We start from the raw sequence: 16897 nt of genomic DNA, 5'->3' as shown, positions 1-16897 counted from the left end.
AGATCACTTCCGTCCGACGAACCAGCCCTGAAGGGTCTTCAGCCGGGTCTCCAGTTGCTCCGCCGTTGCCTGGGGCACGGCCGGGCCGCCGCTGATCTCGCGGAGGCGGTTGTGGATCATCCCGTGCGGGGTCCCGGACCGCGCAGACCACGCCGAGACGTTCTTGGACAGCTCCGACCTCATCTGCTTGAGACGACGGTGGTCCACCACCTGTTCGGCCCCCGGGCCGGCACCGTGGTGCCCCTGGCCCGACGCTGCGTTCCCGCTGGTCTGGGGCCGGCGCTTGAGCTGATCGGCCTGGCGCTGACGCAACAGCTCTCCCACCTGCTCGGCGTCCAGGAGACCCGGGATGCCGAGGAAGTCCAGCTCGTCCTCCGAACCGATCGCCCCTCCGGTGCCGAATTCGGAGCCGTCGAACAGGACCTTGTCAAAGGACGCCTGGGATTCCAAGGCCTTGAACTCGGACTTCGTCAGGGAGTCCGAGGCCCTCTCCTGCCGGTTGGCCGCGGCCAGCAGGTCCTCTTCCGGAGACAGGGACAGATCCTCAAGCCCGTCCACCCCGGCCGCGGACTCGGGCCGGTCCAGGGCGTGGTCCCGCTCGGCCTCCATCTCGTTGGCCAGCAGCATCAGCTGCGGCACCGACGGCAGGAAGACACTGGCGGTCTCCCCGCGTTTGCGGGAACGCACGAAGCGGCCGACGGCCTGGGCGAAGAACAGCGGCGTGGATGTGGACGTGGCGTACACACCCACGCAGAGCCGCGGCACGTCGACGCCCTCGGACACCATGCGCACCGCGACCATCCACCGCTGGGTCCCGGCCGAGAACTCCTCGATCTTGTCCGAGGCCCCTTTGTCGTCCGAGAGCACCACGGTGACCTCCTCGCCGGTGATCCGCTGGAGCTGCGCGGCGTACGCCCGCGCATCCTCATGGTCGGTCGCGATGACGAGCGCGCCGGCGTCGGGCACATTGCGCCGCACCTCGGTGAGGCGACGATCCGCGGCCGCCAGGACCGAGGGGACCCACTCCCCCTCCGGGTTGAGCGCCGTCCGCCAGGCCTGGGCCGTGATGTCCTTGGTGGCAGCCTCGCCGAGCTGAGCCTCCATGATGTCGCCCGTGCTGGTCTTCCAGCGCATCTGGCCGGAGTACGCCATGAAGATCACCGGACGCACCACGTGGTCGCGCAGGGCCGGACCATAGCCGTAGGTGTAGTCGGACTTCGAGCGGCGGATGCCGTCGTCGTACTCCACGTACTCGACGAACGGGATGGTCGCCGTGTCGGAGCGGAACGGGGTACCGGTCAAGGACAGCCGCCGGGTGGCGGGCTCGAACGCCTCGCGGATGCCGTCACCCCAGCTCAGGGCGTCGCCGCCGTGGTGGATCTCATCCAGGATCACCAGGGTTCGTGCGTTCTCGGTGCGGTTGCGGTGCAGGACGGGTTTCGATGCGACCTGGGCGTACGTCAGCGCGACGCCGATGTACTCGTCCCCGTGCCGTCCGTCCGAGTTCTTGAAGTTGGGATCGATCGCGACGCCGATGCGGGCCGCCGAATCCGCCCACTGGCGCTTGAGGTGCTCCGTCGGCGCGACGACGGCGATGCGGGTGACGGTCCCGGCCTCCAGCAGCATCTTGGCCACGCGCAGGGCGAACGTGGTCTTGCCGGCGCCGGGGGTGGCGACCGCCATGAAGTCCTGCGGCTGCTTGGAGAAGTACAGCTCCAGGGCCTCCTGCTGCCATTGACGCAGCTTCTGGGCGGTACCCCAGGCAGCCCGCTCCGGCAGTGCCGGGGGCAGGTCATCGCCGATATGGAACAGGGCGCCGGGCGCGGCATCAGTCACAGGATCAGACACGGATCTTCGGAGGCCTCCTTGCGGGCGTGGGCATGCACATCGTCATGCGTGGAACGGTCCGGGACCGCGTGATCAGGAAATCATCGGCACGACGCCGGCCGGCCGGGTGAGGCGCGGTCCGTCATGTGAGCGCGGTCAAGGATAGTCGGGTGTCAAACGGTGTAAAACGATGTCAAACGCGGTGTCAATGCACGGTCTCAAACGGCTTCAAAGGGTGCGAAAGGCAACGGAGTTCACAGCGGGACAGTCAAGCGGTCAGGTCAGAGGTAGACCGCGGCTCAGCCGCGGCCGCCGAACCAGCCGCGCCGTCCCCCACCGGATCCGCCCTTCCCGGAATCCCCGCCGGAGTTGCCGCCGGAGTTGCCGTCCCTGGGGGCCTTCAGGCCGTCGTAGATCTCCTTGCACTCCGGGCAGACCGGGAACCGCTCCGGGTCCCGGCCCGGGGTCCACACCTTGCCGCACAGGGCCACCACGGGATCGCCGGTGACGGCGGACTCCATGATCTTCTCCTTGCGGACATAGTGGGAGAAGCGTTCGTGGTCGCCCGGCTCGGCATCCTGCAGCTGCTCCTGGCGGTCGAGGACCGCGGCTCCGCCGCTGCTAGGGCCGCCGGGAGCCCCCGGGGCGCCAGGCTGATGGGGGTCAGGATCGGCAGGCAAACTCATGTCCGCCAGTCTACCGCCCCGGCACCGGGGTGGAGGCAAGTCCGCGGGCAAGTCCGGCGGCAGGATCAAGGACGGGGACGCTCAGCCGGTGGCGGCCAGCACTGACTGGTAGGTCTCTGCCTGGGAGCGGTCGAACCACTTCGCGCCGAGCCGGATGCCCAGCCACAGCAGGAACACCCCCAGTCCCAGGCCCACCACGAGGGTGATCCACATCAGCAGCGTGGTGCCGGTGGCCAAGGCCACGACGTAGAGGATCAGGCCCGGCAGGCAGAGCGCACCGACCACGACCATGGCTCCGAGGGAGATGAGCATCATGCGCATGCCACCGCCTTCAGGCGTGGCGAACGGGCTGGCGCCGGGTGGCGGTACAGGGTAGATGAACCGGGCTGAGACCAGGGCGGAGACACCAGCCCCGGTCAACAGGGCGCCGACTCCGATGCCGATCAGCCCGGGCAGCAGCCACCATTGGCCGGCCATCCACACGGTGGCGACGGTGAACAGCAGCGTCACGGGGGTCCCCCACGCCAGCAGGGAGCCGATCCGGCCGACGCGGTCATCCCGGCCGGAGACACCGGCGGTCACGTGCTGGGCGAAGGCCGACCCGTCGTAGCTGATGTCCGCGGAGACGGAGTATCCGAGCATGAAGCCGGTGATGGGACCCATCAACAGGATCATGACGTACTCACCGGACTGGTAGCCGAGGAACCAGAAGAGCACCAGCAGCAGCGGCAGCACCACGAGGGAGGCCGAGTAGCGGGGGTCCTTGAGCCAGTAGATCAGCGAGCGGGCGGCGATGGCTCCGGCCGGCGTCCCCGGGAACACACCCAGCAGGCCCAGTCCGGTCTTGGTCTTCGAGCTGGCGGGACCAGATCCGCGCACTTGCGCATAGCTGCGGTTCACGGCCAGCTGCCAGAGCCACAGGGCCGCGGCCACCCACACCAGGCACAGCACCGCCTGGACCAGGGCCTCGAGTGGGCGCCCTTCGGCCAGCGCCCAGGGGGCGCCGGTGAAGGAGCCGAGCGGGGTCCAGGCGATGATGGCTGCCAGGCCGGGCAGCTGCTCCAGGGCAGCCTCCACGGATTCGACGATGCCGGTGAGGATCACACCAGCCAGCATCAGGGGAATGAAGGCAACGATGGACATGATCTCGCGGATCCGCCGCTGTCCGGTGATCCCGGCCAGCAGCCCGGTCACCGCGTAGGAGATGCAGATGCAGAAAACGGCCCCGAGGATGGTGGTCGGCACCGCCAACAACATCGCGCCGGCCTGATCCCGCCACGCAAGCGTTGACAGCAGGAAGCCGATGAGGGTGGCCGCACCGGGGATCGTGGCGAGTCCGGCCATGGCCAGCCCCAGGACCAGCTGACGGGACGGGACCCCGAAGGTCGCGAAGTTCGCCGGGTCCAGGGTCAGGTCCACACCGGTGAAGAACACGGGGACGATGATCCAGGCGAGCACGGCGACCGCCCCCACCAACGTGAGGATCGCGCCCCGGGCATCCGTCTCGAGCTCGGGCATGAACGAGGCCCCGACGCCCAACATCACCAGGACGAAGGCGAGATACGCCATGAGCAGGATGGCCAGCACCAGCTGGCCGGTGCTCTTCTTCCACCCGTTGACCGTGATGGCCAGCTTCATGCGGATCAGGTGCGCAACCATGACAAGCCCTCTCCGGTCGAACGGCCGCCCACGAGATCCACGAAGCGGTCCTCGAGGCTCTGTCCGTCCCGGACCTCGTCCACGGTCCCGGCCGCCAGCAGATTGCCCTGGGCGATGATGGCCACGTGGTCACACATCCGCTGGACGAGGTCCATGACGTGGCTGGAGACGATCACCGTTCCGCCCGACTGCACGAACTGCGCCAGGATGTCGCGGATATTGGCGGCGGAGACCGGATCCACGGCCTCGAAGGGCTCATCCAGGACCAGGACCTTCGGGGCATGGATCATGGCCGAGGCCAGCGCGACCTTCTTGGTCATGCCGGCCGAGTAGTCCACCACGAGCTTGCCGGCATCCCCCGTGAGGTCCATGACCCTCAGGAGATCGGCGGTGCGCTCGGCCACCGTGTCCCGGTCCAGCCCGCGCAGGAGACCCGAGTAGGTGACGAGCTGTTCCCCGGTGAGCCGGTCGAAGAGGCGCACGCCGTCAGCGAGCACGCCCATGCGCCGTTTGGCGGTCAGGGGCTCGGACCAGACATCGGTGCCGTGGATCCAGACCTGTCCGTGGTCCGGGCGCAGCAGTCCCGTCGCCATGGACATGGCGGTGGTCTTGCCGGCACCGTTCGGTCCGACCAGTCCGTAGAACGAGCCCGCGGGCACGTCCAGGGAGATGCCGTTGACGGCGATCTTCTCCCCGAAGCGCTTGGCCAGGCCACGGATGGCCAGCGCCGTGTCCGGATCCGGCACGGCACCGGGCTGTTGTGGCGGGAACGGCGCGGACAGGGAGCTCTCAGGATTGCTCATGCCCCTGACGCTAGCAAGGGCGGGGCCCAGACCACGAGAGCGCCATGGCCAGGACGGCGATGACTTAAGTCAGGAGATGGACCAGTGTGGCGAGTGTCTAGAACAGCGCCATGGCCAGCGCCTTGCGGGACGCGGACGTACGCGGGTCCTGGTCACCCACCACGGTGTAGAGGTCCACGAGGTGCTCGCGGACGGTGTTCCGCTCCTGTCCCGGGTGGCCGGCGATGAAGCGGACCAGTCGGTTGAAGGCGTCCTCCACGTGGCCGCCGAGCACGTCGAGATCAGCCACATCGATCTGGGCCTGGGCCTCGTCCGGCTCGGTGGCGCCGCGTTCCCGCACGGCGTTCGAGTCCATGGCCGCGGTCCGCGCGAACAGGCCGGCGCGGGACAGCCCCACCTTGGCCTCGGCATCGGCAGGATTCTCGGCCAGGGCCCTGCGGTAGGCGCCCTCGGCAGCCTCGTACTGGCCGGCCTCGAGCGCGTCCTGGGCCTCTTGATGCAACGGTGGCAGCGCCGGGGCGGCCGGAACGTCGTGCCCGGCTGCCCCGACGGCACCCTGGCCGTACTCGCGGGCCGGGGCCAGAGGAGGCACGGTGCCGGAGACGCCGTTCTGGGCTGCGGCGGCGAGCAGCTCGTCCAGGAGCTGCTCGAGCTGGTCGGCGGGAACCGCCTGGTTCAGGACCGGGATCGGCTGACCGGCCAGGACGGCGACGACGGCCGGCCCGGCGGCCAGCCCGAAGACCTGTAGGACCTGCGGGTCGGCCTCGGCATCCACTCTGGCCAGAATCAGCTGACCGCCCCGCGCGTCCACGGCCGGGGCCACGAGATCATCGATCTGCTGGCTCGCGGGGTTCGAGGGTGCTGCCAGGTGGACAAGGACCGGCACACGGGAGGAAAGCTGGATCAGCTGCTGCAGGTCACCCTGGCTGGCATTGTCCAGGACCCAACTTCCCGCTGGCCCGCCCTGGGCTGACTGCTGGCCGGCTTGTCCGGGCTGTGCCGGCTGTCCGGCTTGTCCGGGCTGGCTTTGCGGTCCGGGTTGGCCCGCCGGCCGCTTGAGCGCGGACAGGTCGAGGGCCCCTCGCAGGTGGGTCGGCATGGCTGGGGGCTGCTGGGACATTCCGGGCACTCCTTGAATGGATCGAGAGCTAGATCAGGAACTTGAGCGCGGGCTGGGTCGACGACGATCCGGCCCACACTGTGTGGTCCGGCCGTCCGTCACTCGTAGGTGACGGACTGCAACTCGTCCGTCAGGGCCACCATGGAGACCTTGGCCTCGTCTCCGGTGGCTCCCTCGGCCGGGATGCGCAGGGCCACCACCTCACGGTACGTCATCTCCACCGGCGAGTCGCTTTCAGTGCTGTCTTCGCCGGCCAGGGCGGCTGCCACCTCGTCCACCATCACCGTGGCACCCTCCTCGCGCGGGGCGATGGTCATCCTGGCGTCCAGGAGACCGATCACCAGGGCGGAGCCGTCGGCCAGGCGCATCGTGGTCGTCGTCCCCGGAATGGACTCACGGAGGAGGGACAGGCGGGCATCCGGCGCCTCCTCCTCAATGCTGGCCTGGTAGTCGTGGATGCCGTCCACCATGCTGTTGTTCGTGAACTGGTCACCGAAGGAGTGGTCCGGCACATTCAGGTACCGAGCCAGCCCGTCCACGGCGGTGGCGGGCGACATGACCAGACCACTGCCGTCATCCTCCGCCACCATCTCGACCTCGGTGTTGGACAGGTCGCTGGCCGGCAGCCTGGCCGCCGGGATCATGGATGCGGCGGTCACCAGCCGGTACTGCGCCCGCGCGGAATCCTGCCGCAGCATCAGCAGTTGCGGGGTGGCGTTGTCCTCACCCTGGGTCACCACGGTGACCGTGCGGGGGAACGCAGGATCGGCGGGAGCCAGCACGGATCGGATGGGTGCGGCCGCCACCGGCTCTGCCGCCCGCACGTCGTCCGAGACCTGGACATTGGCGTAGTTGGCGCCCCGCATGGACAGTTGGGGGTCGGCCACGCGGGGCTTGAGGACCTCGGGATCCTGCTCCGCATCACCTTCGGCCACGACCGACTCGATCTGGCCGAGGATGCGCTCCAACTGGCTGTCGGTCAGGATCGGGTACTGGCCGTTCTCGTCAGCCGACGCCTCGTCTGAGGCCTGGGGCGCGTCGCTGGCTGGAGCACTCTGGGTGCCCTGTGCGGTCGCCGGGCCCACACCCAGGACACCCGCCAGCGCCAGGCTTCCGGCCAGGAGGCCGGCGAGCCGGGCACGGGACGCATGAGGGCGGGCAGCCTGCGTGCGGGAAGTCTGCGTGCGGGAGACCTGACCGGTGCCGTCGGTGGGCGGCGTGGTCGAGGTGTTCGGAATGGTCGAGGCCGAGCTGCCTCGCACGTCCGGGGAGCCGGCGCTGGTTCGGCCGGCGCCGCCGTCGTCGTTGTTGTCGTTGTGATGGTGGTGGTGGTTTCCCGTGTTGCCCGGAGCCGAACGGCGACGGATCAGGAGCGCCCACACCAGCAGGCCGAGTCCGGCGAGGACCAGCAGGCCACCGATGATGGCCAGCGGGACGATCCACGGGCTGTCGCCGAGGGTGTTGGTCCAGCTCACCGTCATCTCGGCCGGTGCGGGTTCGGTGCCGTCAGCGGCGACCAACAGGGACCAGTCCCCCTCGGACGGCACGGACCACCGCTGGTCGATCGTGCCGCTGGCCTCCTGGGTGTCCACCCACAGATCGGAACCGGCGGGGTCGGGAACTGTGGCCTCTCCCTCGGTGTGCTCCACCACGAGCCTCGGGTCCTGTCCGTCCGCGACCTCGGTCTCGACGCCGGTGACGGTGTTGTGGGCGGCGTCGCCGATCCACGCCTCGATGTCCCGGGTCTGGCCGAGCATGACCGTGTAGTCGCCGTCACCGGTGAGCGTGTAGTCCACCGGGTCCTCTGCGACCTCGTTGATGCCACCGGTGATGACGGTCAGGGGGGCATCCGGCGCGGCATCGACGGAGGACTGGTCCGTCGCGGCCGTCAGCGTCGCCGGAGGGGCCCAGATCGTCTGCAGGCCGACGGCGCCGAAAATGGCGGCAAGGCCCAATATCAGGGCTACTACTCCGGAAACAACTCGCACGCGGTCTACCTGTCTGTGGTTCGGGGGTGTCGTCTGTGGCTGTGGTGTGTGGCGGTGCCATGGGTGCTCGTGGTGCAAGGGCAGAACCCTGCCGCACCTCAACACCCCAGTATACCGAGAAGGTCACCAAATGATAACGACGCAGGTCGTCCCGCGACTCTTGCCGGTGACGTAACCTGTGGCTTGTGCAGGACCACGACTCCCCCCACGCGGCTTCCGATTCCGTCCCCGAGGCCGCTTCTGACAGCACGGCCGGGACAGCCTCCCGTACCCCCGCAGAGCCAGCCGCTGACGTCGCGGCCGCCGCGCCGCGCCCCAGCCTCCTCCGACGGTGGTGGGCCGCGCGCCGGCTTCCCGGTGCACGGCCCCGTCCCCGATTCGAGCTCCGCCCGGCGGCCACGTCACCTTCCGCCGCAGAGATCGAGGCGAATACGGGGTCCGCAGTCCGTGCCGCCGACGCCGCCGACCCGTCCCACCGCGTGCGCCTGGTCCAGTGGGCCCATCCGGTCCAGACCGGCTTCCTGTTCACGTTCGGCGTGGGTCTGGCCTTCCTGCTGTACGGGATCATCTCCGCCAACACCCAATTGCTCGTGTGGATCGGCGCGGCCCTGTTCATCTCCCTCGGACTGGACCCCGTGGTCCGGCGCATCGAATCCTGGGGTGCTCCCCGAGGGGTGGGCGTCGCTGCGGCGGTGCTGCTGCTCGCTGCGATCCTGACGCTCTTCTTCTCCCTGCTCATCCCCACGGTGGTCGAGCAGACCACAGCCTTCGTCAACGACCTGCCGGCCATGGTCTCTGACTTCCTGGAATCGCAGTTCTTCTACGACCTGGACAGCCAGTTCGGCATCCGGGACATCGCCGTGACGGAGCTGGAGAAGTTCATCGGTGACTCGTCCAACGTCACGGCCGTCTTCGGCGGACTCTTCGGGGTGGGCACCGCCATCGTCAACACCGGGTTCTCCGTGCTGATCGTGCTGGTGCTGACCCTGTACTTCCTCGCCACCCTGCCGGCCATGAAGTTCTGGGCCTACCGGTTGGCCCCGAGCACCCGGCGCCCTCGGGTGGAGTACCTCGGTGAGGAGATCACCTCATCCGTGGGTCACTACGTCATCGGTCAGTCGGTCGTGGCGGGCCTCAACGGTCTGGTCGCCTTCATCGCCATCTCCATCGCCGGGATGCCCTTCGGTGCGCTCCTGGCCTTCTTCGCCGGACTAATGGCCTTCATCCCCCTCGTGGGCGCCATGACCGGCGGGATCATCCTGACCCTCGTGGCCTTGACCGGCGGATGGCAGCAGGCCCTGATCTTCGCCGCCATCTACTTCATCTACCTCCAGGTCGAGGCCTACTTCGTCTCCCCGCGCGTGATGAGCAAGGCCGTGGCCGTGCCGGGTTCCGTCGCCGTGATCGCCGTTATCGCCGGGGCCGCCCTCCTCGGGGTGCTGGGCGCACTGATGGCCATCCCACTCGCGGCGGCCATCATGCTGGTGGTCAAGGAAGTGCTGATCCCGCGGCAGGACCGGATCTAGGCAGCCTGTCAGTAGGGAGTCCGTCAGCAGACAGTCCGTCAGTAGAGCCCGTCCTGCCGGCGATTGGACCAGCAGGGCTGGTGCCAATGACGCCGGTCTGCGCCGGCCGCCTCGTCACCGAAGATCGAATCGCTGCGCCAGGTCACCAGGTGCGCCATCCCGGGCGGAATCGTCCGGCCGCAACCGGGGCAGGTGTAGTCCTTCACCGCGCGCCAGGCGGCGATCTGGCGGACGTGCCAGCCGCCGTCGTGCCCCTGTTCCTGCCGGTACCCGGGATCCAGGCCCAGCAGGTCATCCAACCGGTCCTGCCGACCGGGTGCCGGCGCCTGGCGCCGGGAGGGCCCGGGGCGGCGTGGGCGGTTCGAGCGTGGCACGTCACCATCTTTCCACAGCCCGTCCTTTCACGGCCCCGTCCCCCGGACCGCTAGACTCCCCTGTGTGCGTTTGGTAATAGCCCGGTGTTCCGTCAACTACGAAGGGCGTTTGCGCGCCCACCTGCCCCAGGCGACCCGCCTGCTCTTGGTCAAGGCCGACGGCTCCGTGCTGGTGCATTCGGACGGCGGCTCCTACAAGCCGCTGAACTGGATGAGCCCGCCGGCGACCCTGCGCACGACCGAACCCACCGAGGAGCTGGCCGCCGAGGGTGTGGTCCAGGTCTGGACGGTGCAGGCCACGAAGTCGGACGACCGGCTGATCGTGCACCTCTTCGAGATCCTGCATGACTCCTCCCACGAGCTCGGCGTGGATCCGGGACTGGTCAAGGACGGCGTCGAGTCTGACCTGCAACGGCTGTTGGCCGAGCAGATCGACCTGCTCGGCGACGGCCACACGCTGGTGCGCCGTGAGTACATGACCGCCATCGGCCCCGTGGACATCCTCGCGCGGGATGCCACCGGCGGCTCGGTGGCCGTGGAGCTCAAGCGCCGCGGGGACATCGACGGCGTGGAGCAGCTCACCCGCTACCTCGAGCTGATGAACCGCGATCCGCTGTTGGCCCCGGTCCGGGGCGTCTACGCCGCACAACAGATCAAGCCCCAGGCCCGCACCCTGGCCGAGGACCGGGGCATCCGCTGCCTGACCCTGGACTACGACGCCATGCGCGGCGTGGACGATGCCGAGTCCCGGCTCTTCTGATCCGGCGTCTGACGCGGCTGTCCCACCCCGCCCCGCCTCCGGACCGCGGACGGGACGACTCATCACGCCCGGGCTCGTCGACCAGCACTGCCATGGACTGGCCGGCGTGGACTTCGCCACGGCGCCCGTGCACCACGTCCGTGACGCACTTCGAGAGCTGTCCCGGCGGGGCGTGACCCGCGTCGTGGCCTCCCTCCCGACTCTGCCCGCCCCTGACCTGCTGGCCGCCGTCCGGAGACTCGCCCCGCTGGTCTGGGAGGGCACCCTGGCCGGCCTCCACCTGGAGGGGCCGTTCCTGTCCCGCCACCGCTGCGGGGCCCAATCCGCCGACGATGTCCTGGAGCCAGGCTCTGACCGGTCACGCCGGCTGCTGGAGTCCCTGGTGCGGGCCGGACACCCCGACCACGGCGGCCCGGACAACCAAGCGATCGTATCCATGACCTATGCCCCCGAACTCAAAGGTGCAGAGTGGGTGGAGCGCACCCTGTTCGCCGCGGGCATCCTGCCCTCCCCCGGGCACACCGATGCCACGGAGGCCGAGTTCGCCACGGCACTGCTGCGGTGGACCGGGATGCAGACGCTGGGCCGGGACCGGTGCCCCGCCGTGACCCACCTCTTCAACGCCATGCCCGGATTCCACCACCGCGCCCCGGGACCGGTTCCGACGGCCCTGCGCGCTGCTGCCCGGGGAGACCTCCGAATCGAGTTGGTGGCTGACGGCCTCCATGTGGACCGCGGTGTCATCCTGGACGTCCTGCGCCACGCCCCGGGGGCCGTCTGTGTGGTCTCAGACGCCTCCGCGGCCACCGACGCGCCCCCGGGCTCCTACACGCTGGGCGCGGTCGCCATCGAGACCACCGGAAACACCCTCAATGGAAGTACCCGCGCACCCCGACTGGCGGGTCACTCAACCCTGGCCTCCGGCGCAGTGGCTCTGGACGATGCGCTGCGGAACCTGCTCGCGTGGGGCGTTCCACCGGAACTCGCGGTCCCCGCCGTGAGCACGACGCCGGCCCTCACCCTGCCGTCCGCACGCCGCGCTTCGGGGTGGGTCGAGTGGGACTGGGACGCCGAGAACGGGACGATAGCGCCCGGCCCGCCGGCCGTCGTCGTCCCTCCGGGTGCTCCGGGCCCTGATAGCGCGCCTGAGGCACCTTAAAGCAACAGGCCCCCGGCGATGCCGGGGGCCTGTTGACGTTCAGATCGTGAGGTGTCCTAGTGGGCCCTGCGCCGGTAGCCCCGCGGCGGGAGCTCCCGCCAGGTGCCGAAGCCCACGGCCGGACCGGATTCGATCCAGGCCGAGAGGCCGGCGCAGGCGTCCGCCTGGATGACCAGGTCGACCGGGGCCGGTCCGCCGTCCACGCGCACCACCACCGAGCCGTCCTGTCGGACCGCCCCTTCGCGGTGCAGCCGCAACAGGTGCCGGGCCGCTGACCAGCGGGGCCGCGGATCCACCGAGGCCACCGTCATGAGGTCAAGACCGGATTCGTCGTACCGCCCGATGACGAGGGCACCCCCGGTGCCCTCACCTGCCCCGCGAATGCGGGCAGTGAAGGTCCCGGGGGTGCGCACCAGGGTGCGCCAGCGCCAGTAGACCATGAAGGCGACGACCAGGACGGCCGCCACCAGGGCAGCCAGCACCGCTGCGATCAGCGCGGACCACCCGGGCGTCACCTCAGGCTGCGCCCTGCTCGGCGGAGTCGCCGTCGAGGGACGCTGCCCCGGCCACGATCACGACGCGGTCGTTGTCCACGGAGAAGAACCCGCCCTCGGCATGTGCCGTGAGGGTCTGCCCGTTGGTCTGCTGGACCACGACGTCGCCATCGCCCAGCACGGCCAGCATCGGGGTGTGACCCGGCAGGATGCCGATCTCGCCTTCTGCGGTCCGGGCGCTGACCGACTGCGCCGGCCCGGACCACACGAAGCGGTCCTCGGCGACGATCTCCACTTCGAGTTCGTGCTCAGCCATGCGGATCAGTTCTCCGACTGGATCTTGGCCCAGTTGCGCTCGACGTCATCCAGCCCGCCGACGTTGTAGAACGCCTGCTCGGAGATGTGGTCAAGGTCGCCGTTGGCGATGGCGGTGAAGCCCTCGACGGTGTCCTTGATCGGCACGGTCGAACCCTCGACACCGGTGAACTGCTTGGCGGTGTAGGTGTTCTGGGACAGGAACTGTTCGATGCGGCGGGCACGCGAGACGACGATCTTGTCCTCTTCGGAGAGCTCGTCCACACCGAGGATCGCGATGATGTCCTGCAGTTCCTTGTTCTTCTGGAGGATCTGCTTGACGCGGGTGGCGGCATCGTAGTGATCCTGGCCCACGTACTGCGGGTCGAGGATGCGGGAGGTCGATGCCAGCGGGTCCACGGCCGGGTACAGGCCACGGGAGGCCAGGGTACGCGTCAGGTTCGTGGTGGCGTCCAGGTGTGCGAACACGTTCGCCGGCGCCGGGTCGGTGTAGTCGTCCGCGGGCACGTAGACGGCCTGCATCGAGGTGATGGAGTGACCGCGGGTGGAGGTGATCCGCTCCTGCAGCACGCCCATCTCATCGGCGAGGTTCGGCTGGTAGCCCACGGCCGAGGGCATGCGGCCCAGCAGCGTGGAGACCTCGGAACCGGCCTGGGAGAACCGGAAGATGTTGTCGATGAACAACAACACGTCCTGGTTCATCTCGTCACGGAAGTACTCCGCCATCGTCAGGGCCGAGAGGGCGACGCGCAGACGCGTTCCCGGCGGCTCATCCATCTGGCCGAACACCAGGGCGGTGTCCTTGAGGACGTTGGCCTCTTCCATCTCGACCCAGAGGTCGTTGCCCTCACGGGTGCGCTCACCGACACCGGCGAACACCGAGGTGCCGCCGAAGTTGCGGGCCACACGCGTGATCATCTCCTGGATGAGCACGGTCTTGCCCACGCCGGCGCCGCCGAACAGGCCGATCTTGCCGCCCTTGATGTACGGGGTCAGCAGGTCGATGACCTTGATGCCGGTCTCGAGCATCTCCGTGGAGCCCTCGAGGGAGGCGAAGTTCGGAGCCGGACGGTGGATGGGCCAGCGCTCGGTGACCTCAAGCTGCGAGGTCGGCACGTCGAGGGACTCGCCGAGGACGTTGAAGATGTGTCCCTTGACGACCTCACCCACGGGCACGGAGATCGGGGCACCTGAATCGAGCACGGACGAACCGCGGACCAGGCCGTCGGTGGCCTGCAGGGAGATGGCGCGGACCAGGTTGTCACCCAGGTGCTGCGCGGTCTCGAAGGTGATGGTGCGGGTCTCGCCGTTGACGGTGAGCTCGGCGGTCAGAGCGTTGTACAGGCCCGGCATGGCATCGGCCGGGAACTCAGCGTCGATCACCGGCCCGATCACGCGGGCGATGCGGCCAGTGGCGCCACCGGTGGCGGTACCGGTGCCCTGTTCGTTCGTGGTGGCAGTCATCTCTCTCACTTCTTTGGTGTGGCTGGAGGTTGACAGTCAGTTGACGGTCAGTTGGCAGTCAGGTGGCTCGTCAGGTGAAGAGCCGGTGCCCGGTCAGGACGCGCTGAGCGCGTCCGCACCGGCGATCAGCTCGGTCAGTTCCTGCGTGATCTCGGCCTGGCGGGCGTTGTTCATCTTCAGGGTGTACTCAGTGACCAGATCCTTGGCGTTGTCCCCGGCCGACTTCATCGCGCGCTGGCGGTTGGCCAGCTCGGATGCGGAGGCCTGGAGCATGGCCGAGAAGATCCGGGACTCGATGTACTTCGGCAGCAGGGCGTCCAGGACGTCCTCCGGAGCCGGCTCGTACTCGTAGAGCGGGTACAACTCCGTGGAGTCGCTGACCTCTTCCTCCACCACCTCGAGGGGCAGCAGACGGACGACGGTCGGCACCTGGGTGACCAGCGAGTGAAAGGCGGTGTAGACGACGTGGATCTCGTCCACGCCACCGGCTTCCGTGTCCTCCAGGAACGAGTCGACGAGGCGCTCTCCGATCTCACGGGCTCGCAGGAACTCCGGCGCATCGGTGTTGCCGGTCCAGACTTCCTGGTACTCGCGATTGCGGAAGTCGAAGTACCCCTGGGCCTTGCGGCCAACGAGGTAGATGTCCGTCTCCTTGCCCTCGGCATGCAGCGACTCGAGCAGTTCCTCCGCATGGCGCAGGATGTTCGCCGAGTAGGCGCCGGCCATGCCACGGTCCGAGGAGAGGACCAGCACGGCAGCGCGCTTCGGGTTCTCGACCTCGGACGTCAGCACATGTTCGATGTCCTGCTGCGATGACACGGCGGACACGGCGCGGGTGATCGCGTTGGCGTACGGCAGCGACGCGGACACGCGTTCACGTGCCTTGCCGATGCGGGACGTGGCGATCAGCTCCATCGCCTTGAAGATCTTCTGCATCGACTGGGTCGAGGCGATCTTCTGGCGGTAGACCCGGATCTGGGCTCCCATGGTGGTCCTTTCCTTACGCGTCCGCCTCCGGCGCCCGTCCGGTCATTCCTGGTGGAAGGACCGGACGGGACTGCCCTCGGCACAACGGGTCAGCGCTTCTGCTTGACGATCTTTTCCTGGGTGACCTGATCGGCCGCCAGCGGCTCGTGCTCCTCGTGGCCGGCGGCGACGAGCTTGTTGTCGCCCTCCCCGAAGAAGCCCTTCTTGAACGCCTCGACCTCGGTCTTGAGCGCCTCGAGGGTGGAGTCCTCCAGCTTGCCGGTCTCGCGGATCGGGCCGAGCACGACCTCCTTGCGACGCAGGTGGTCCAGGAAGTCACGCTCGAAACGCAGCACATCCTCCACCGGGACCTCGTCCAGGTGTCCGTTGGAGCCGGTCCAGATGGACACGACCTGCTCCTCGACCGGGTACGGGGAGTACTGCGGCTGCTTCAGCAGCTCGGTCAGACGCTCACCGCGGGCCAGCTGACGGCGGGTCGCCGGATCCAGGTCCGAGGCGAACATGGCGAAGGCCTGCTGGTCGCGGTACTGGGCCAGGTCCAGCTTCAACGTGCCCGAGACTTTCTTCATGGCCTTGACCTGGGCCGCACCACCCACGCGGGACACCGAGATGCCCACGTCGACAGCCGGACGCTGGTTGGCGTTGAAGAGATCCGACTGCAGGAAGATCTGTCCGTCGGTGATGGAGATGACGTTGGTCGGGATGTAGGCCGAGACGTCGTTGGCCTTGGTCTCCACGATCGGCAGGCCGGTCATGGAACCGCCGCCCAGTTCGTCGGACAGCTTGGCACACCTCTCCAGCAGGCGGGAGTGCAGGTAGAACACGTCGCCCGGGTAGGCCTCGCGGCCCGGCGGGCGGCGCAGCAGCAGCGAGACCGCACGGTAGGCCTCGGCCTGCTTGGAGAGGTCATCGAAGATGATGAGGACGTGCTTGCCGCCGTACATCCAGTGCTGGCCGATGGCCGAACCGGCGTAGGGCGCCAGGTACTTGAAGCCGGCCGGGTCGGAGGCCGGGGACGCCACGATGGTGGTGTACTCCAGGGCGCCGTGCTCCTCGAGCGTCTGGCGCACGGAGGCGATCGTCGAAGCCTTCTGGCCGACGGCGACGTAGATGCAGCGCACCTGCTTCGACGGATCACCGGACTCCCAGTTGTCCTTCTGGTTCAGGATGGTGTCGATGCCGATGGCGGTCTTGCCGGTCTGGCGGTCACCGATGATCAGCTGACGCTGGCCGCGTCCGATCGGGATCATGGCATCGATGGACTTCATGCCGGTCTGCAGCGGTTCGTCGACGGACTTGCGCTGCGTGACGCCCGGCGCCTGAAGCTCCATGGCGCGGCGGGCCTCGGCCTCGATCGGGCCCATGTCGTCCAGGGGTGCACCCAGCGGGTCCACCACGCGGCCGAGGAAGGCGTCCCCCACCGGCACGGAGAGGACCTCACCGGTGCGCTGGACTTCCTGGCCCTCTTCGACGCCCTGGAAGTCGCCGAGCACGACGACGCCGATCTCACGGGTGTCGAGGTTCTGGGCCAGACCCAGGGTTCCGTCCTCAAAGCGCAGCAGCTCGTTGGCCATGACGGAGGGCAGACCCTCCACACGGGCAATGCCGTCTGCGGCGGAGACGACGTGGCCGACCTCCACACGTTCGGTGCCGGCCGGTTCGTAGGATGCCGCGAACTCATTCAGGGCATTGCGAACATCGTCAGCGTTGATGGTCAAGTCGGCCATCTGCGTTC

The 16897-nt window shown here is 68.6% G+C and carries 15 protein-coding genes; 3 read left to right on the top strand and 12 right to left on the bottom strand.

All coding sequences use genetic code 11. The features are described from left to right. Positions 1 to 3 precede the first annotated feature (3 nt). From C8E99_RS02300 to C8E99_RS02275, 6 genes are all read right to left on the bottom strand, one after another. A complete protein-coding gene (locus tag C8E99_RS02300) occupies positions 4 to 1848 on the bottom strand; it encodes a DEAD/DEAH box helicase (RefSeq protein ID WP_245952032.1) in 1845 nt (614 codons plus the stop codon). Positions 1849 to 2126: 278 nt separating this feature from the next. Beyond that, positions 2127 to 2513, bottom strand: coding sequence for a DUF3039 domain-containing protein (locus C8E99_RS02295; protein ID WP_115930942.1), 387 nt, complete (start codon positions 2511 to 2513; stop codon positions 2127 to 2129). A gap of 81 nt (positions 2514 to 2594) precedes the next feature. Then, positions 2595 to 4172 carry a hypothetical protein gene (locus tag C8E99_RS02290; RefSeq protein WP_115930941.1) on the bottom strand — a complete coding sequence of 526 codons (1578 nt, stop codon included), beginning with the start codon at positions 4170 to 4172 and terminating at the stop codon, positions 2595 to 2597. After that, positions 4157 to 4975: an ABC transporter ATP-binding protein gene (locus C8E99_RS02285; RefSeq protein WP_245952031.1), complete on the bottom strand. Its 819-nt coding sequence runs from the start codon at positions 4973 to 4975 to the stop codon at positions 4157 to 4159. The genes C8E99_RS02290 and C8E99_RS02285 overlap by 16 nt, the downstream gene beginning before the upstream one ends. Before the next feature lie 97 nt (positions 4976 to 5072). After that, the gene (locus C8E99_RS02280; protein WP_245952030.1) at positions 5073 to 6095 is read right to left on the bottom strand and encodes a co-chaperone YbbN; all 1023 of its coding nucleotides are present in this window, start codon (positions 6093 to 6095) and stop codon (positions 5073 to 5075) included. 98 nt (positions 6096 to 6193) lie between these two features. Beyond that, on the bottom strand, positions 6194 to 8050 hold the full coding sequence (locus C8E99_RS02275) for a DUF8094 domain-containing protein (RefSeq protein WP_115930940.1): 1857 nt from the start codon (positions 8048 to 8050) through the stop codon (positions 6194 to 6196). Positions 8051 to 8268: 218 nt separating this feature from the next. On the opposite strand from C8E99_RS02275, the gene C8E99_RS02270 reads away from it, so the two are divergent. Further along, positions 8269 to 9609, top strand: a complete 1341-nt coding sequence (locus C8E99_RS02270; RefSeq protein ID WP_115930939.1) for an AI-2E family transporter — start codon at positions 8269 to 8271, stop codon at positions 9607 to 9609. 38 nt (positions 9610 to 9647) lie between these two features. Here the strand turns inward: C8E99_RS02270 and C8E99_RS02265 are convergent, their stop codons facing one another. Beyond that, the gene (locus C8E99_RS02265) at positions 9648 to 9983 is read right to left on the bottom strand and encodes a hypothetical protein (RefSeq protein ID WP_115930938.1); all 336 of its coding nucleotides are present in this window, start codon (positions 9981 to 9983) and stop codon (positions 9648 to 9650) included. 64 nt (positions 9984 to 10047) lie between these two features. On the opposite strand from C8E99_RS02265, the gene nucS reads away from it, so the two are divergent. Next, positions 10048 to 10743 carry an endonuclease NucS gene (gene nucS / locus C8E99_RS02260; RefSeq protein WP_115930937.1) on the top strand — a complete coding sequence of 232 codons (696 nt, stop codon included), beginning with the start codon at positions 10048 to 10050 and terminating at the stop codon, positions 10741 to 10743. Positions 10744 to 10849: 106 nt separating this feature from the next. After that, on the top strand, positions 10850 to 11902 hold the full coding sequence (locus C8E99_RS02255) for a hypothetical protein (RefSeq protein WP_115930936.1): 1053 nt from the start codon (positions 10850 to 10852) through the stop codon (positions 11900 to 11902). Positions 11903 to 11958: 56 nt separating this feature from the next. On the opposite strand, the gene C8E99_RS02250 is transcribed toward C8E99_RS02255, so the two are convergent. The 5 genes from C8E99_RS02250 to atpA form a co-directional block, all read right to left on the bottom strand. Further along, the gene (locus C8E99_RS02250; protein WP_115930935.1) at positions 11959 to 12417 is read right to left on the bottom strand and encodes a DUF2550 family protein; all 459 of its coding nucleotides are present in this window, start codon (positions 12415 to 12417) and stop codon (positions 11959 to 11961) included. A 1-nt stretch (position 12418) separates the two neighbouring features. Next, entirely contained in the window at positions 12419 to 12712 is a 294-nt protein-coding gene (locus tag C8E99_RS02245; RefSeq protein ID WP_115930934.1) for a F0F1 ATP synthase subunit epsilon, read from the bottom strand. Positions 12713 to 12717: 5 nt separating this feature from the next. After that, the gene (gene atpD / locus C8E99_RS02240; RefSeq protein ID WP_115930933.1) at positions 12718 to 14175 is read right to left on the bottom strand and encodes a F0F1 ATP synthase subunit beta; all 1458 of its coding nucleotides are present in this window, start codon (positions 14173 to 14175) and stop codon (positions 12718 to 12720) included. Positions 14176 to 14268: 93 nt separating this feature from the next. After that, on the bottom strand, positions 14269 to 15162 hold the full coding sequence (locus C8E99_RS02235; RefSeq protein WP_115930932.1) for a F0F1 ATP synthase subunit gamma: 894 nt from the start codon (positions 15160 to 15162) through the stop codon (positions 14269 to 14271). An 89-nt stretch (positions 15163 to 15251) separates the two neighbouring features. Further along, positions 15252 to 16889 carry a F0F1 ATP synthase subunit alpha gene (gene atpA / locus C8E99_RS02230; protein ID WP_115933149.1) on the bottom strand — a complete coding sequence of 546 codons (1638 nt, stop codon included), beginning with the start codon at positions 16887 to 16889 and terminating at the stop codon, positions 15252 to 15254. Positions 16890 to 16897: the final 8 nt, after the last annotated feature.

Origin of the sequence: Citricoccus muralis (assembly GCF_003386075.1) — a bacterium.
Classification (GTDB): domain Bacteria; phylum Actinomycetota; class Actinomycetes; order Actinomycetales; family Micrococcaceae; genus Citricoccus; species Citricoccus muralis.
Note: the sequence above shows the minus strand (reverse complement) of the source record. Positions and strands in the feature narration are given on the sequence as shown.

Bases quoted from the DNA above. Each gene is read 5' to 3' on its own strand.
- C8E99_RS02295 (WP_115930942.1), bottom strand. From the start codon at position 2,513: ATGAGTTTGCCTGCCGATCCTGACCCCCATCAGCCTGGCGCCCCGGGG.
- C8E99_RS02290 (WP_115930941.1), bottom strand. From the start codon at position 4,172: ATGGTTGCGCACCTGATCCGCATGAAGCTGGCCATCACGGTCAACGGG.
- C8E99_RS02285 (WP_245952031.1), bottom strand. From the start codon at position 4,975: ATGAGCAATCCTGAGAGCTCCCTGTCCGCGCCGTTCCCGCCACAACAG.
- C8E99_RS02280 (WP_245952030.1), bottom strand. From the start codon at position 6,095: ATGTCCCAGCAGCCCCCAGCCATGCCGACCCACCTGCGAGGGGCCCTC.
- C8E99_RS02245 (WP_115930934.1), bottom strand. From the start codon at position 12,712: ATGGCTGAGCACGAACTCGAAGTGGAGATCGTCGCCGAGGACCGCTTC.
- atpD (WP_115930933.1), bottom strand. From the start codon at position 14,175: ATGACTGCCACCACGAACGAACAGGGCACCGGTACCGCCACCGGTGGC.
- C8E99_RS02235 (WP_115930932.1), bottom strand. From the start codon at position 15,162: ATGGGAGCCCAGATCCGGGTCTACCGCCAGAAGATCGCCTCGACCCAG.
- atpA (WP_115933149.1), bottom strand. From the start codon at position 16,889: ATGGCCGACTTGACCATCAACGCTGACGATGTTCGCAATGCCCTGAAT.